The organism is Bythopirellula goksoeyrii (genome assembly GCF_008065115.1).
GTDB classification, from domain to species: domain Bacteria; phylum Planctomycetota; class Planctomycetia; order Pirellulales; family Lacipirellulaceae; genus Bythopirellula; species Bythopirellula goksoeyrii.
Window position 1 is genome coordinate 2,836,991 of record NZ_CP042913.1, and the last position, 16,509, is coordinate 2,853,499.

General features: G+C 54.3%; 9 protein-coding genes. 2 read left to right on the plus strand and 7 right to left on the minus strand.

Annotation, left to right across the window (positions count from 1 at the left end; genetic code table 11):
• Window positions 1-147: 147 nt before the first annotated feature.
• Window positions 148-2,100: a prenyltransferase/squalene oxidase repeat-containing protein gene (locus Pr1d_RS11235; RefSeq protein ID WP_148073610.1), complete on the minus strand. Its 1,953-nt coding sequence runs from the start codon at window positions 2,098-2,100 to the stop codon at window positions 148-150.
• Window positions 2,101-2,335: 235 nt separating this feature from the next.
• Between Pr1d_RS11235 and Pr1d_RS11240 the strand changes: the two genes are divergently transcribed.
• The gene (locus Pr1d_RS11240) at window positions 2,336-3,691 is read left to right on the plus strand and encodes a PQQ-binding-like beta-propeller repeat protein (protein ID WP_148073611.1); all 1,356 of its coding nucleotides are present in this window, start codon (window positions 2,336-2,338) and stop codon (window positions 3,689-3,691) included.
• A 348-nt stretch (window positions 3,692-4,039) separates the two neighbouring features.
• Here the strand turns inward: Pr1d_RS11240 and Pr1d_RS11245 are convergent, their stop codons facing one another.
• From Pr1d_RS11245 to Pr1d_RS11255, 3 genes are all read right to left on the minus strand, one after another.
• The gene (locus Pr1d_RS11245; RefSeq protein ID WP_148073612.1) at window positions 4,040-6,808 is read right to left on the minus strand and encodes a M56 family metallopeptidase; all 2,769 of its coding nucleotides are present in this window, start codon (window positions 6,806-6,808) and stop codon (window positions 4,040-4,042) included.
• A 3-nt stretch (window positions 6,809-6,811) separates the two neighbouring features.
• A complete protein-coding gene (locus Pr1d_RS11250; protein WP_148073613.1) occupies window positions 6,812-7,213 on the minus strand; it encodes a BlaI/MecI/CopY family transcriptional regulator in 402 nt (133 codons plus the stop codon).
• A 296-nt stretch (window positions 7,214-7,509) separates the two neighbouring features.
• Window positions 7,510-8,805, minus strand: coding sequence for an endonuclease/exonuclease/phosphatase family protein (locus tag Pr1d_RS11255; RefSeq protein WP_148073614.1), 1,296 nt, complete (start codon window positions 8,803-8,805; stop codon window positions 7,510-7,512).
• Between the two features lie 158 nt (window positions 8,806-8,963).
• Here Pr1d_RS11255 and metH point away from each other — a divergent pair, with 158 nt between their 5' ends.
• Entirely contained in the window at window positions 8,964-12,662 is a 3,699-nt protein-coding gene (gene metH / locus Pr1d_RS11260; protein WP_148073615.1) for a methionine synthase, read from the plus strand.
• A gap of 41 nt (window positions 12,663-12,703) precedes the next feature.
• Here the strand turns inward: metH and msrA are convergent, their stop codons facing one another.
• From msrA to Pr1d_RS11275, 3 genes are all read right to left on the minus strand, one after another.
• Window positions 12,704-13,861, minus strand: coding sequence for a peptide-methionine (S)-S-oxide reductase MsrA (gene msrA / locus Pr1d_RS26250; protein WP_148073616.1), 1,158 nt, complete (start codon window positions 13,859-13,861; stop codon window positions 12,704-12,706).
• Window positions 13,862-14,027: 166 nt separating this feature from the next.
• The gene (locus tag Pr1d_RS11270; RefSeq protein ID WP_148073617.1) at window positions 14,028-14,846 is read right to left on the minus strand and encodes a hypothetical protein; all 819 of its coding nucleotides are present in this window, start codon (window positions 14,844-14,846) and stop codon (window positions 14,028-14,030) included.
• A 155-nt stretch (window positions 14,847-15,001) separates the two neighbouring features.
• Window positions 15,002-16,507, minus strand: coding sequence for a hypothetical protein (locus Pr1d_RS11275; protein ID WP_210417957.1), 1,506 nt, complete (start codon window positions 16,505-16,507; stop codon window positions 15,002-15,004).
• Window positions 16,508-16,509 lie beyond the last annotated feature (2 nt).

Here is a 16,509-nt window from a genome sequence, read left to right on the forward strand (position 1 = left end):
AGTTGTTTCCTCTTTCCTTCGAGAGTCCAGTCAATCCCACAACAATTCGATTCACAGCAACATCAACAAAGGCTGTGAATTCAACACATTACATATGCCTAAGAAAGCCGTCCATGGTCTACCAATCAATCTCGGGCGGCGACTTTCCTAAACGTGAACCGTATCAACGTCGGCCGTTTTAACCTCGTTAGCTCGACATGCCGCAGCCAACGTGTTTACGGCCAAGGAGCAAGCAAGCTGGCGATCATGATACCATACTTTAGGGGGATATAAAGCGACAAGGGTGGGATCGAGCTGAGATAGGGTAGATGCAGCTTCGATCAGCCAAGAAAGACCGTCGTTGACGCTTGTCTGGACCGCCGGGATCCGGGCGGCAAAAGGTAGCAGGGACTTAATTGCGATGGCAGTTTCTTCAACGCTTCCGACAGAATGGACTTCGCGTTCTACTGGCTTCTTACGGGTTACGGATTTAGGTGAGGGAACATGGCCGCTTCCCCAGCTACCAGAAGGAAACTGTACGTCGACTAGCCAGCGAACAGCACGTTGGGCCATTGTCGTTTGCCAAACCTGCATTTCGCTAAAGACACGCAAGACTTGTGCGGTGCCGATCACGGGATTGGCTCCTTGCGGATGGAACTCACTTCCACTCCAAAGCGGCCACCAACTCCCCTCGGGCCTCTGCTGCGAATCAAGAAAGGCAAGGCCCTTGAGCAGATCACGTTCGATCGACTGGATCAAGGGATGGCTAGAGGCCGACTTGCGAAGAACCTTTTTCCACGCATTGAGTGCCAGCATGGCTTGGCATGTAACATCCGTCGAACTGATTTCCTGGGCCATCTTGCCCGATCCGCGGAACGAAAGGGCCCAACCACCATCGCGGTTCTGCCTCTCAATCAACCAGCGAACTCCATCGAGTGCGGCCCCTGTGATTTCTGCAGTTCGGCATCGCGGCCACCGTCGTCGCCACTCGGCAAGAGCTATTAATGCACCTGCCGTGTCGAATGAATTTCCTACGGCTCCGGGGCAATGGGAACTCGGCCAACCAGCTGCATCGCCAGACCTGGAGGTGTCTTCTGACATTTGTGCCGACATCAACCAGCGGAGCGCTGCCTCTGCCTCGGGGGAAGGTTCGCCCGCCTGGCTGGAAGGTTCACCAAGATTCCAACCCAATGCCTGGAGTGCCAGCACGGTATTCGAAACATCCTTGTCAGGGCACACCGACCAACTCCCATCAGAACGCACCTTGCTCAAGAGATAGTTGGTACCCTTGCGAACTTGTGGATCTTCTGACTGTCCTTGGCTAGCGAGACATGCAATCACAAAGCTCGTGTAAAGTGTTGAACCAGAGAAACTACCATCAGCTGCTTGCACGCGAGCGAGTGCCACGTGACTTGGGCCCTCTGCTTGATGGCGAAGCCCTTTCGCAAGCGGATTGCGTGACGGAGAATGATGATTCTTTGCTTGTCCTACTGCTACAACCAGCGGCAGCATGGAGCCGAATCCGGCAAGCCTTTGCATGCGGAAAAAAGATTCAGGTAAGCAGGCCAGCTCAAACGGCAGCGAAGGAACCTTGCGCCAAGGGACGATGTCTGCCATCGCACAGATTGCCAGTATTGCAGCCACAAAGGGTTTGTCGTCTGAAAAATGCTTTTTCAGGCCAGCGATGTCTCCTTGGGCTTCGATGTAGCTCTCTGCACTATGCAGCAAATTGGCATACTTGGCAGGAACCCCGGTCAGATGAAATGCTGCTTTGACCATCAAGGTTGCAGCCAACGTCGAATGGCCGCAATCAGCATCTCCCCAGCCACCATCTTCGTTTTGCTGCTCGGCAAGCCACCGGAGACTCTGGGAGAATAATTCGGACAACTCACTACGGACAAGCATGCCTGAGTGCCAACTATGCTCCAGCGCTGAGCCCTCTTCGGGTGTGTCATCCACATGCCGCTCGGCTAGCACCAGCGCACTAATAGCTGCAGCAGTACACAGAGGTGAACTCGATAGCTCCCCCGTCCAGTGATCGTGTTTGCGCTCTGCCAGAAGTTTCTGGCGTGCGGTAGAGTGAGCAGCGGCAAGCTGTTCACGTTCGACATGCATGGTCATACGAGCCGATTGGCTCCGGGGTTGGCGGGACTGCCAGTGCTGCCCACCGGCGTGTCCTCCATTTTAGGCATGCGGTGCGGACCTGTCGAGCAGCCTCGAATTGCTCGTTTCTCCGGGGATTTACAACGATTTGCTCGACCTGCTCCCTATCCAGTCGCTTGCATTGCCCCCTATGATGTAGGGGATTTCTTGGATCTCTTTCGATTTTTCGCTATTTTCAGTAAGGACATTGAACATGCAAGACCGCTACGCCGCTCGGCTTTCGGCCCTTGGTTTATCTATCATTCTTCTGGCAATCTCTGTTCCGCATACGATTGCTTCGGATTGGTCACGTTTTCGCGGGCCTAATGGCTCAGGTGTGAGTCCCGACACCGAAACAATGCCTGCAACCTGGACAGACACCGAAAACGTCAAGTGGAGTATCGACCTGCCGGGGCCCGGCTCCTCGTGCCCCATCGTTGTGGGAGACAAAGTGTTCGTCACTTGCTGGAGTGGCTACGGGCTGGACCGCAACGAGCCAGGCGATCAGGAGGATCTCAAACGCCATCTTGTATGCGTTAACCGTGAGAATGGTAAAGTGCTCTGGGATAAGTCGATTGATCCTTATCTCCCGGAGGATGAATATGGTGGTATGTTTGCCGAGCACGGCTATGCCTCACATACCCCAGTCTCCGACGGTGAAAAAGTCTATGCCTTCTTCGGCAAGACCGGCGTCGTCGCGTTTGATATGGATGGCAACAAGCTCTGGCAGACCAGCGTTGGCATGGAATCTGGGATTCAAAACTGGGGTACCGCTTCGAGTCCTTTGCTTTACAAGAATCTAGTCATCGTACCTGCTGCTGCTGAAAACCATGCGCTTGTGGCGCTCGACAAAGAAACGGGTAGTGAGGTCTGGAAGCAGGAGGCGGAAGGGTTTGCAGGAACCTGGGGCTCTCCCATTCTTGTTGACGGACCGGACGGAGACAAACAGGTCGTTCTGGCTGTTCCCGGCGAAATATGGGCCTTTAATTCTGACAGTGGCAAACTCAAATGGTACTCCAAAGGCCCTGGCGATAATTCCTACACTTCGAGTGTGGTCACCTCCGACGGCAACATTTTCGCCCTCGGCAATCGTGATGGAGACACCATTGCCGTCAAAGTAGGGGGGAAAGGAGACGTCTCTGAATCGAACATCCTTTGGACAAGCCGCGAACGTGGCGGCATCGGCTCTCCGCTTGTGCATGATGGCCTGATCTACTGGATCAGCCGCGATATCGCCACCTGCATCGACGCCGCCACGGGTGAAGAAGTGTACCAGGAGCGCCTTGAAACTCCGCCAGCTGATGAGACTGCAGCAGAAGAAGCCGGAGGTCGGCGTGGTCGATTCTCCAACTCGAGTTATTCCTCCGTCGTCGCAGCCGATGGCAAACTGTACTTCATCACCCGGCAGGGACTGTGTTACGTATTGAAACTTGGGCCGGAGTTTGAACAGCTGGCAGTCAATAGATTCGGCAATGACGAAGGTGATTTTTCGGCGACCCCAGCGATCAGCGACGGAGAGCTATTTATTCGGTCGAGTGAGAAGTTGTATTGTGTGGCGGAAAAGAAATGAATACTGCGGAATCCAATGGTGTCTGCTGCAATAATCGTATGGCCCACACCAGACAAAACCCCGCCCGAATGGTTTGCTGAGTTCGAGGTGTCGCGAAAACCCACCCTGAAAGAACGGTTCCGCTATGGTTTCGTCCGCACCTATCGCCCTTGCTAGACGATGCCCCGTATCGCTCGTTCGACTCGATGGAAGAATACCGGCAGTGGTGCGAAGAAAATCTCCCAGATTGGTTGGCTATGGTCGCGAAAGCAGCGCTGAGGCTTGAGTCATGACATTCCCCCTTAGCCGGACCGCCACGCGGTCCGGGATTTCCCGGAGGGCAGTGGCCCTCCGGCTAGGAGCGAAATCCTAGCGTTGAATCGGTGTCTTGTCTTCAAAAACGCCATTCTCATAGGCGTCATCGTCCAGGGCTTCGATCCCAATATCCAATTTCTCGTTTAATTTCTCAGGGTCCTCCGGCACAAAGACGCCATTTTCGTATGAATCACGGTCCGCACCATCTGCAGGGGGTGTCGCAGGAGTGAATTCAGTTGATTTCCGCGGGTGGGATTTTTTCTCATCGTCACTCGGTGGTGGGGATTGCATCAGTCTGCCCTTTGCTATTTCTTGTTCCTTTTGCATCCGCAATTCTAACTCCAACACTTCGCCTTCTTTGAGCTCGTGTGTGGGCAATGCATCCCTATCCTCTTCGGTGCGGATATTATCATACGTGGTAGCTTGCCAGCCCGGCTGGCCCTCGCTGCCCGGCACACTGGCATAAAACAGATAGTTCCCCGCAGGAACTTGTTTCTCGCCGATGCCCTCCGGAGAGAATTCCACTATGTTTGGAGTGAAGTAATGGTGGTTGCGACGGGGCCGTGGCGAGGGATTCACAAATCCTTTGGTTGGCTTTTCAAAATTAAGGGGCTCACCTGTTTTGTCGTCAATCAACTGAATCCGGACGCGCCCGCCGCGAGTCATCAATAAATCAGGTGTCTCGGTCGTCTCACCGCGTTTTAGCGCGACACCTTCGATACCTTGTGTGACCCAGCCAGCAGTTTCAGCTACACATGAATACTTTCCAGAGGGAAGCGACTCGAAACGGTAATTTCCCTCTTTGTCAGTTCGGGCTCCGGTGGTCTGGAAATTGAACTCCCATCCCCAGTCAGGGGTCATGTCACGTTGCAAGCGAACGTCGACATTTTTGGCAGGTTCGGGAGCCTTTCCTGCCTCCTGCGTGACCACTCGTCCCGTTAGCACAGCCCCGGGCTGCAATTCTACGTCTATACGACCCGGAATCTTGTCGATCGCTACCCGCTTCATGGCGAAGTCTGGATGCTTGACCCATAGCCAGCGGACCCAGGGTTTACCATCGTTTCCTGCGTAGGTTGACATGGCCGAACTGCCAGCCTGTTGGCTCTGCTCGAAATCACGTTTCATTTGTTCGGCATCGTAGGCAGCCAAATCGTCGATAGCATACTCGCCATTCGAGTCCGTCATTGCGGTGTTGATGTCGCCTGGAATACCACGAATCCTAGGCAAGGTACCTGCACTAACCCGGGCACCGACGACTGGCTCCCCTTGTCCATCGACAATCCGTCCTCGAAGGGGTTGAGCTGGAGGCATCTGATGGACGTAGGCCTCGCCATGTCGAGCAACTTCTGAGGACATTGAATTTCCGACGAAACCTGGCACGCGATTTGGCTCTCGGGAAATCACTGTAATGACGCGAATATTCTTGGGAAGAAAATAGTTATTGTCCGGCAATCCATCGGGGAATTCTTTCTCGATATCGATCACATCTTTAAACCAATATCTTCCTTCAGAATCTGTCGCGGTTGAGAAAATCACTTGCGATTCTCCATCTATACCCCTAAAGCGAGCGGCATACACCTCGACTCTTGTGTTAGGAAGTGGCTTGCCATTCTCATTGACGCAAATACCGAAGATCGTATTTGGCTGACGATTCTCGTAGAGCTTTGAGAAAAGTTTGTTTGTTCTTTCCCAGGCAGTATTCTCCGCTGCAGGTGTTTCCTTTATTACAGGTTGAGTTTCCTCTGTCTCGGCTACCTCCGCTTGCGACTCAAATGTCGGCTCCGCCGGCGTCAAAGTCACCAGTGACAACCCTCCCGCCAGCCCCAGCAGCACAACCAAAGACCCTACCCACCACTGCCGTGAACAACTCCGCAGGATCGTCAGTTTTTCATCCAACAACAGCGCTAACCGCTGCTTGAGCTGCGAGCGGGTCTCCCACAGCCCCACCGACGAAGCCAATCTCGGCACGCGACTTGTACTCGTATAACGAGCCAACTCCACCAACTCCTCGGCATACACGCTGCGGCTGGTAAGCTCTGCGGCAGCGGTGTCGGCAAGCACTTCTTGGTCGAGTCGCACTCGGCGTCGCCATAGCCAAAAGAGTGGGTGCGCCCACAGCACAACCATCAGCATTCGCAGTCCGGCCATCAACGACAGGTCGCGATGTTGCAGGTGGGCAAGTTCATGGGCCAGCACAGAGCGTATCTGACCGGTGCGAGCTTGTTCGACCAACGTGCGCGGCAGCAAGATAACCGGATCGATCAGTCCTACAGCAACCGCTACAGGCAGCTTGCTTAGCACTTTTACCGAAGGAATCGGTCTCTCCGCTGGTGTCAACTCAGTGAGTAGTATCTGTATCTTCTCAGGCGCCACCTCACCGACTCTTCGCAATCGCCGCACTTGCCATGCCCCTAGGGCAAGCCAGACAACGACGATTGCCGAACCAATCAAGTACAAATAGATCGAAACTGCAGCCCAATCGATCTCGATAGGTTGCACCTCCGAGACCGTGCCTCTTGAGTTTTGGACAGACATGTTCTGGGCCTGCGGCGTTGGAAAATCTGTGATTTGATTTTCAGGCACATTCGTGATCAGAGTCCGCGTCGCAACCAATGGGGCAGGGGAGCGCAAATGCCAGGTGGACCAACTGGGGAGTGCGCACAATAGGGCGAGCAAACCGAGACCACCCGCCGTCGCCCAGGCGAGTGCCATTCGTCGGGCGGGTTGACCCGCGAAGAGGCAAGCCAAGAGTTCGGCCCCCAGGAGCAGCGTCGCCAACAAGTAAAAATCTCCGAGCCACCGCGTAACTTCGAGCGTGTTCATGGCCTATACCTTCTTGTTTTTGCAGTGGGATCTTTCTTTAGCTTCCGCCAGCATCGCTTCCAGCTGAGCCAATTCGTCGGCAGTAATCTTGCGTTTTCCCAGCGCGTGGACGAGATATTCATCGAGAGCCCCGTCGAACACTCGGTCGAGAAAGCCGGTCGCCAGTTGGCGGAGCGTTTTTTCGCGGGTGATCGCGGGGAGATAGACGTAGGCTTTCCCTTCGCTGCGGTGAGTGACCAAGCCCTTCTGTTCCATTACTTGCAAAAGTGACAGCACCGTGGTGTAAGCCAGATCCTCCCCACTGGCATTTAGGGAGTCGCAAATCTCACGCACTGTAGCTTCGTCGTGCTCCCAGAGCACTTTGAGGGCTTCCAATTCACGGTCAGTGGGCTGAATGTCATTCATCTCTGCTCTTTCTTATTCGATTCCTTCAGCCTCTGCATCCCAGCCGGAGGGCCACACCCTCCGGTCCATTCCCGGAGCCAAGGGTGGCTCCGGCTAAGGGATTGTCTACTGGTCGTCCAGTAGGTTCTTCGCTCATTCTACTGGTTGACCAGTAGGTGTCAAGAAAGAATTTGAGAATTGTTCAGAAAAGTGTAGGCCGGAACAAGCCGTGCGCAGTTCCGGCAATGCGAATCAGATTGTGATGGCCCGCCGGAACAGCGTTAACGCTCGTTCCGGCTTACGAAGAACTCTAGCCGCTAACGCAGCTGGTTCGCCTGAGGTCTCGCGAGCAAGAGAAAACTGATAAGTAGCATGCAACCGGTAGCTGGTTCGGGAACAGGCGCGACCTGAACGCCCAAGTTATTGTGTTGCCGCTGCCAGATTAGATAATCTCGGCCATCGACGTCCCCGTCTCGGTCGGCGTCGCCAATGCCACGAGAGGCCCCGCTCGGGGTTCCGAAGCCAGTTTGCCAAGTGCTGAGGTCTGCCCCGTCCACACCACGGCTGAAATTGAAATCGCTATCGGCAAAATCGAAGAGGCGAAAATCAACTACCACGGGCAAGTGATCGAAGTTGGATGAGGAATTCCCGATGGTCACATCCAGCCGTTCCAAGCCTGTAGCTAATCTTTGAGCGGAAGTCATACTCACGGTATTGAGTACGAACTTGTTGCCCACGTCCAGGGCGCTGTCAGAATAGATTATGTAGTCGAGCCTTCCTGGATCGAAGGAGGAAAAGTCATTTCGCCATGTATAGTCAGTTGAGCCTGTTGCGTTGTGGATCGGGTGGGGATCCGTGAGAGTGCTCCCATCCCAATCGGGAGGCGAGTCGCTGCCGTAGAACCATTCTTCGTAGATGTTGCCATCAAGGAGCGTGTTGAGTGGTCCCTGTCCACCAACAATATTGAGATCCCCCAAAATGGCAAACGGCGTACCTGGAGCTAGATTCACAAGCCCCCCTGGTGTGCGCGCATCATGAAGCCAACTGACGATCGTGTCCGACTGCTGTTGTCGGAGGGCATCCTCACTGCTCCCTACTCCGCCACAACACTTATAGTGGTTGTTCATCAAGTAAAAATCAGAGGGAAACTGATCGTCAGGTAAATCCACCAACGCAATGGCTTGGGATTTGTTGCCTCCAGGATTCGTATTAGTACGTTTTAGCGACAGAGGATATTTGCTAACGATCACATTGTCGCCACCCATGTGGACATACCACGAGGCACCACCAGCGAGCGGAGCGACGGTATTCATGAGGTTCAGAAGCTCAAGGTCCGTTTTTGGAGGGTCTTCACCATAAGGAAAGCCAATCTCTTGAAGATTCAGAAGATCAGGATCAAGCGCATTCACTACCCGTGCAAACTTGGTAGCCTGCACAGCATCGCGATCGGGGAAGATGCTGTCCCACAACACATTGTAAGACACCACGCGCAAATCGGTCGTCTGCTGACGATCAATGAATGTCCCCGTGTTGCCCAACGCACAATCATGGGGTTGTTGCCAAAAAATACAGGCTAAGAATCCCCAACTAGCAAACCTACTCAAGATATTCATCTAATCCTATTCTGCATATCGAACCTGGCTTAGTGACTGAGCCTCTTTGTATTTGAAAGATTGCACTCCCTATTAGGCACATTGTACTCACCAGTCGCATTTGCGATACTGACCGGCTTCATTCTAACCCGTTAAACACAGTAGTATTTACCGCAAATATGTCTTTCCACGACTGTACAGCCCAGCTTGAAGCCTTGCTCGATGAGCGAATCCTCGTACTCGATGGAGCCATGGGGACGCAAATCCAGGCCCTCCAACTCGATGAGGCCGCCATCCGCAGCGAACGGTTCGCCGATCACGATCGCGATCTCAAAAACTTTGCCGACATACTTTGCCTCACGCGTCCTGAAGACATTACCGCCATCCATCGGCGTTATCTGGAAGCGGGGGCAGACATAGTCGAGACCAATACCTTTGGCGCCAGCCCCGTTGGAATGGACGAATTCAACCTGCCTGTGGGCTTGGTGCGCGAGATCAACGCCGCAGCGGTAGCCTGTGCCCGACAGGCTTGCGATGAATTGACTGAGCGCAATCCCGACCGGCCTCGCTTCGTGGCGGGTTCGATCGGGCCAACCACCAAGCAAACGGCAATCAGTACCAAGGTTGATGATCCTAGCTATCGTGCTGTGACCTTTGCCGAAATGGCCGACTCTTACTATGCCCAGGTGGTTGCCCTGGTCGAGGCTGGGGTGGACATTCTGCTGCCCGAGACAGTGATCGACACGCTCAATCTCAAGGCTTGCCTCTTTGCGATCGAGCGTTACTTCGGCGAGATTGGTAGCCGAGTGCCGGTGATGATCTCCGCCACTTTCGACAAGGGAGGGGCGACTTTCGTCTCCGGCCAAGAAGTCGAGGCATTTTGGACGGCCGTCTCTCACTTCCCCATGCTTTCGGTCGGGATGAACTGTGCGCTGGGTCCTGAGTTGATGCGGCCCCATCTGGAAACGCTCCAGCAAGTCGCCCCCGTGAGAATCAGTTGTCACCCCAATGCGGGGCTTCCCAACGAGATGGGGCACTACGATCTCAGTCCTGCTCAGATGGCGGAACTCGTTGGCGAATTTGCTGACGCGGGTTGGCTTAACATCGTCGGCGGTTGTTGTGGAACAGGCCCCGACCATATCGCAGCGATCGCCGCCCGCATGGAAGGAGTTCGCCCACACAAACCTGCGAGTGTCGAACCTCTGCTGCGTTTGAGTGGCACGCGGCCGATGACGCTTCGCCCCGAAAGCAATTTCCTCATGATCGGCGAGCGGACAAATGTCGCCGGCTCGCGCAAGTTTGCGCGGCTCATCAAAGAGGAAAACTACGACGAGGCCATCGAAATCGCCCGAGGTCAGATCGAGGGAGGGGCGAATATTATCGATATCAATATGGACGAGGGTCTGCTCGATGGCGAAGCCGTAATGACCAAATACCTGCGGCTGATCGCAGGAGAAACCGACATCGCCGCGGTCCCGGTGATGATTGACAGCAGCAAGTGGACCGTCCTGGAAGCGGGTTTGCAGGTCGTGCAGGGCAAGTCGATCGTCAACTCGATCAGCCTCAAGGATGGTGAAGAAGAATTCTTGCGCCGGGCTAGGCTCTGCCGACAGTATGGGGCAGCTGTTGTGGTGATGGCATTTGATGAGGAAGGTCAAGCGGCCGACGAAGAAAATAAAGTGCGTATCTGCCAACGGGCTTACAAGCTCCTCACCGAAAAGGCCGGATTTGCCGCTGAGGATATCGTTTTCGATCCTAATATACTCACCGTCGCCACCGGCATGGAGGAGCACAACAACTACGCGGTCGACTTTATCAATGCGACTCGCCGCATCAAAGAATCCTGCCCTGGAGTCCATGTTTCTGGAGGTGTGTCAAACGTCTCCTTCTCCTTCCGCGGCAACGACGTGGTGCGCGAAGCAATTCATTCCGCGTTCTTATATCACGCTGTCCAGGCGGGTCTCGACATGGGCATCGTCAACGCTGGTCAACTCGCTGTCTACGAAGACATCAAGCCTCAACTCAAGGAAATGGTTGAAGACGTTCTCCTCAATCGCCGCCCTGATGCGACCGAGCGCTTGGTCGATTTCGCTGAGACGGTCAAGGGGAAGACGAGTATGGCAAGCGGCGAAGATCTCGCATGGCGGTCCGAGTCCGTTGAAAAGCGACTCATCCATGCTTTGCTCAAAGGGATCGTTAAGTACATCGACGAAGATACCGAAGAAGCCCGCCAAAAATACGACACTTGTCTGCAAATCATCGAAGGCCCGTTGATGGACGGCATGAGCGTCGTGGGTGACCTGTTCGGCGCCGGGAAAATGTTCTTGCCACAAGTCGTCAAGAGTGCCCGTGTGATGAAAAAGTCCGTCGCGTATCTCACTCCCTTCATGGAAGCTGAAAAGGAAGCTGCGGGAACTGTAGGGCAGGCACGTGCAAAAGTACTGTTGGCTACGGTCAAGGGAGACGTGCACGACATTGGGAAGAACATTGTCGGCGTGGTACTCGGCTGCAACAACTTCGAAGTAGTTGACCTGGGCGTGATGGTCTCCTGCGAAAAAATCCTCGAAACGGCTATCGCCGAGAATGTCGACGTGATTGGCCTTTCAGGTCTCATTACTCCCAGCCTCGACGAGATGGTGCATGTTGCCCGAGAAATGCACCGCACTGGAAGCGAGAGACCCCTTTTGATCGGTGGCGCGACTACCAGCGCAAAACATACGGCCGTGAAAATCGCTCCGGGATACGAGCACTGCGTGGCCCATGTGCTCGATGCGTCGCGTTCGGTCGGCGTGGTCGAGAAACTCATCAGCGAGGAAAACAAGCCCCTCTTTGAGGCAGTGAATCGCAAATTGCAGCAGCAGTTGGTGGAGTCCTACGCCAAACGCCAAGCAGTCCCCTTGGCTCCCTACGACGAAGCCTGCGCCAAACGATTCACTTGTGATTGGTCGAAGACCGATATCCCCACACCTGCTTTCACGGGCACACGGGTCATTGAAGATTTCCCGCTTGCCGAGTTGCGGGACTATATCGATTGGTCCCCGTTCTTTCTCACTTGGGAACTGAAGGGCAAGTATCCGAAGATCTTTGAGGATGCAAATTTGGGGACAGAAGCCCGACGCCTGTTCGACGAAGCGCAGGCCCTCTTGGACCGCATATGCAACGAAGAACTGCTCCAGGCCCGTGGCGTCTATGGATTCTGGCCGGTCGCCAGCGTAGGCCAGGACATCGTCGTCTATACGGATGATTCGCGCACCAAAGAACGTTGCCGGTTCCATGGGCTTCGCCAGCAGTGGCAGCGCAAGGGGCAGGACACGTTTTACTCCCTCGCTGACTTTGTCGCGCCAGTTGAAGCTGACAGAGCTGACTACCTCGGTGCCTTCGCGGTCACGACGGGGTTGGGCTGCGACGAACTTGCTGCCGAATTCTTGGCCGACCACGACGATTTCAATTCCATCATGGTGAAGGCATTGGCCGATCGACTCGCCGAAGCCTTTGCCGAGTACCTCCATGCACGCGTTCGTAACGAGTGGGGCTATGGCAAGAGTGAACAACTCTCGAGTGAAGACTTGATCGCCGAGAAGTATCGCGGTATCCGTCCCGCACCAGGCTACCCTTCTCAACCAGATCACACCGAAAAGCGTACGCTATTTGAGCTCTTGGACGCCGAAAAGCAAACGGGCATCTCCCTGACCGAACACTATGCCATGCACCCGGCGGCTAGCGTGAGCGGGCTGTACTTTGCTCACCCCGAGGCCAAGTATTTTGCCGTCGATCGCATCTCGCCGGAGCAAGTCGCCGACTACGCAGAACGCAAGGGAATGACAGTCAGTGAGGTCGAACGCTGGCTCGCTCCTAATTTAGGCTACGAACCGAGCTGAACCAACAGCCCGGGGATTGCCACCCACGTGCGTTTGGCAAGTTAAGGTGTTTCGGCGGGTTCCTTTTCCTGTGCCGGTTTCTCCGCTTTCTGGAAGTTGAGCGCGGCAGAGTTCATGCAGTAGCGAAGACCTGTTGGTTGGGGGCCATCGTCGAATACATGTCCTAGGTGGGCATCGCAACGCGCACAGCGGATCTCGGTGCGAACCGAGAAGAATGATCGGTCCGAATGCTCAGTGACGTTTTTCACGTCAATGGGCTTGAAAAAACTGGGCCAGCCGGTGCCCGATTCATACTTGGTTTCCGAACTGTACAAAGGCAATCCACAGCGGACACACTTATACAGACCGGGCTTCTTGTTGTCCCAATACTCGTTCTTGAAAGGCCGCTCCGTCCCCGCCTCGGTGGTTACGTGGTATTGTTCACGGGTAAGTTTCGCTTTCCAATTGACGTTTTTCCAATCGACCTCGTCGGGGTTCTTCGCTTCCGCTTCCGTCTCTTCCATCGCGGCAATTTCCTTCCGCGTTTTTAGCTTGTCGTGAAAAACATTGCGAAACTTCTTTAGTTTCGGCTGAATCACGCGCCTGCAATAGGGTTCACGGTGGTTCAAAGCAAAGTAGTCTTGATGGTAGTCCTCGGCTGGATAGAAGGAGTCAAACTTGGTGATCTCGGTAACAATCGGATTGGAAAAAGCACCCGAGTCATCGAGTTTCTGTTTGTATTCTTCAGCCAAACGGCGTTGCTCATCATTGTGGTAGAACACGGCCGACCGATATTGCGTTCCTACGTCCGCGCCTTGCTGATTCAAAGTTGTGGGATCGTGTGTCTTCCAGAAGACTTCGAGCAATTCTTCAAAACTAATCTCCTGGGGATCGTACTTCACTTGGATCACTTCGGCATGCCCGGTTAGCCCGGTCGAAACTTCCTTGTACGTAGGGTCCTTGGATCTGCCGCCACTGTATCCGGAAATAGCGCTATGAACCCCCTTGAGTTCGCGAAACACCGCTTCGGTACACCAAAAACAACCATTAGCAAGTGTGGCTGTTACCAGATTCTCTATAGAGTCAGTTTTTTCTTTTTCTTGCATATCAGGTGTCTCCGCGAGAACGATTGGTGTAGGTTGCGAGATTAGCGCCGCCCCACCGAAGAACCCAGCTATAGCCAGGGAAAATAGTATGAATCGAGTGTTTTGCTTAGTCATCTAGAACCTCCGCAAAAGGGAATCGAGAGTCTACGCGGCGCTCTGCCACCTTAGCTTTAGACGCCGTAAACTGATCATTCTTACGGATTATATCCCCAGAACAGGGAAAAGTCACACCGATTTCAGCAAAAGGCACATCGAGTGTGCATGTCATTAAACTGGACGCTTATTCAGAACGAACCAAGATCGAGCGCTCACCGTCGTTCACGCGCCCCGGGCGAGCTGGAGGAGCTTGTGGCTTAGGGGGAGGCAACTGCTCGGCCGTACTTTCCGTTATGTCGCTTGGACCCGGGCCCGCAGGCGCATCGGAGGTCTCTGCAGCATTGCCCAGCTTTGGACCGACTGTGCGATTGGCCAGCTCGGCCAAAATTCCCCGCGTCTGGGCAAAGCTCGCCAGGCTCGATATTTGAGAGAATGCTGGGTTCTTGGCCACGCGATTAAACCGATCCAGGGAGACTTCTAGTGCATCTGGATCCACTGCCTGTTCGTCGACGACTTCGGGCGGCAACTCGAGAAACCCTTGCCAGCTCTCTGCCGAGCTGAATTGGTTTAACTCGTTCTGCAAGGCGCCATCGACATTAGCCAGCGCAGTCTGCAAGCCATCCATGTCTAAAGCAGCCAAGTCAGCAATTGAAAAATTGGGAATCAGGGGTGCTCGTGTCGCAGTCGCCTGCCTCAAACCAGATGCAGCCCGACGCGAGGCTAAATCTCTCGCCGGTGCTCCAGCTTCCTTCGCATCAGGAGACGCCGGTGTAGGCTGTTTGTCTTCCTGGGCGACGAGGTCCTCTTGAGCCCGAAGTCGCCTTGCCAGTAGTCCCCGCAGGCGCGGAATCGGAGCGGCAGCAGGATCTCCTGGTGTGGCCTCGGGCGCCAAAGCTGCCGCGCGACGCTCACGCAGCCGACGAATGATCTGACCTTCCACCTGGGATACCAGGAGAGTGTGAGAAAACAACAATAGTAGAATACATGCAAAACGGCGAGACATGGTGGAATCCCTTCACAACGAAGTTGAATGACTTGATAAGTCGGCAGGATGTTTTCGGAGGGCTCTCATTGTAGCGAATCAGGCGTCAAAAGGGCAGAGGGCTCATTCCCCTGAAAATCAGCCGATTTACCCCGAAATCCTAAGTATTGGCCCACCTAAAACCCTCGACCGTCGGTGAATCCTCGGCTGCTGAACCCGGGCCTTCCTTTTTGACGCCGCTGTTCTTGCCGAATCGGACTGCGGCGTTGCATGCCACGGCGCGCCGCATTTTCAAGTGCTTGTCCAGCAATGTCCAACAGCACTCGCATCAAGACATGGGAGAAATCCCCCTGATAATGTCGGTCCCTTCGCGTGGGGGGTTGGTCGTACCAGGGAGGAGCGAACTCCTGGGCAGATCGAATGGCAGACCAGAGTTGGTCACGGTCGATACGGCCACGCACGAACTCTTCCAAATAGGATTCAATTGAAAAATCATAGGGGAAGTAAGAGCGGCTCGAATCGAAGTCCCCTCGATGGAACTGCTGCCAGACTGCTTGCAGATCAGAAGTGCGTTCTCTCCAAACTTGATGTTCGTGAGTCAGTTTCGAGGCTTCTTGTTTATTCTCATTTAGTTCCTTGCCAAGCCGCACAATCTCTGCCACGATCTCGTCGTCATCGGGTTCAGGGGTCGAACGCGAGGCATTTTCCAACCGCCAGTCTTCAAGATTCGAGAGGAACACCTTCATGCGACTCACGGCTTCCTGGTAGTATTCGTTTTGCGAACCTTCCAAGGTGATAAGTTCTTGACGATGTTTATCGGTGAGCGCTTGTTGATTGGAGATCGCAGCAACCACGCGATCCCGTCGGTCGCCAACTTCCTGCCCCTCACGCATGACCGTTGTTAACCCCACCTCGTCGTCATAGCGATCCTCGATCGCCTCGACCTGTTCCATGAGTCCGTTGAATTGGTCGCGGCGGCGGATCACTTCTTGAGCGACCAGTTCGGGTGTCACTCGAAGAAAATCATAACTTCGCCTCGCACGTGGATACTTGATCATCTTGGCAACCCAGCCATCGAGCGTCTTCGTTAATCCCGTCTTCATGTATTCGGATGTTCCATACGCACGATCGTGGAGATATTTGAACAGGCGACTCTTCTCATAGGAAGGCAGCTTCTCAGCGGCTTCTGACTGAATTTCCGCAACTCGTTGCTCGTTGCGATTGAGTTCCTTCTCGGCAATGAGCGCTTCCTTACTTAATCGCTGGAACTCTTCATCTGTTTCCAAACGTTGGGCGACTACTTTCTCTAATTCTTCTCGTCGAGCCACTTTCTCATTCAGCCGCTCGGTGATTTCCTCAAGCTCCGTTTCCAGGCGTGATTCTTCGGCAGCATCGGCCTGGAGAGTTCTTTCGATTTCCCGCTCATGTCTTTGCTTCCTGCCGAGTATATCTGCGAGTTGATTACGGACTTCGCCAAAGCTCCCTGCGATAGTCTGCTGATCAATATTTGGCAAATAGTGCTGTGCCAGATGCAATAGCGATTGTCCGCGCCGTTCGACTAGCTCACTCATTGAGCGTTCGTGTTGGTTCATCGCAGATTGACATTCCAGCAGGTGATTGTTCACCCCGGAAACGGCCTGCTGGATCGCATGGCCTACCGATCTTCCCGATCGCGCATTCACAC

What these genes read in the sequence shown, in the direction of transcription:
- metH (WP_148073615.1), top strand. Translation starts at nt 8,964, where the DNA reads ATGTCTTTCCACGACTGTACAGCCCAGCTTGAAGCCTTGCTCGATGAG.
- Pr1d_RS11245 (WP_148073612.1), bottom strand. Translation starts at nt 6,808, where the DNA reads ATGAACACGCTCGAAGTTACGCGGTGGCTCGGAGATTTTTACTTGTTG.
- Pr1d_RS11255 (WP_148073614.1), bottom strand. Translation starts at nt 8,805, where the DNA reads ATGAATATCTTGAGTAGGTTTGCTAGTTGGGGATTCTTAGCCTGTATT.
- Pr1d_RS11270 (WP_148073617.1), bottom strand. Translation starts at nt 14,846, where the DNA reads ATGTCTCGCCGTTTTGCATGTATTCTACTATTGTTGTTTTCTCACACT.
- msrA (WP_148073616.1), bottom strand. Translation starts at nt 13,861, where the DNA reads ATGACTAAGCAAAACACTCGATTCATACTATTTTCCCTGGCTATAGCT.
- Pr1d_RS11250 (WP_148073613.1), bottom strand. Translation starts at nt 7,213, where the DNA reads ATGAATGACATTCAGCCCACTGACCGTGAATTGGAAGCCCTCAAAGTG.
- Pr1d_RS11240 (WP_148073611.1), top strand. Translation starts at nt 2,336, where the DNA reads ATGCAAGACCGCTACGCCGCTCGGCTTTCGGCCCTTGGTTTATCTATC.
- Pr1d_RS11235 (WP_148073610.1), bottom strand. Translation starts at nt 2,100, where the DNA reads ATGACCATGCATGTCGAACGTGAACAGCTTGCCGCTGCTCACTCTACC.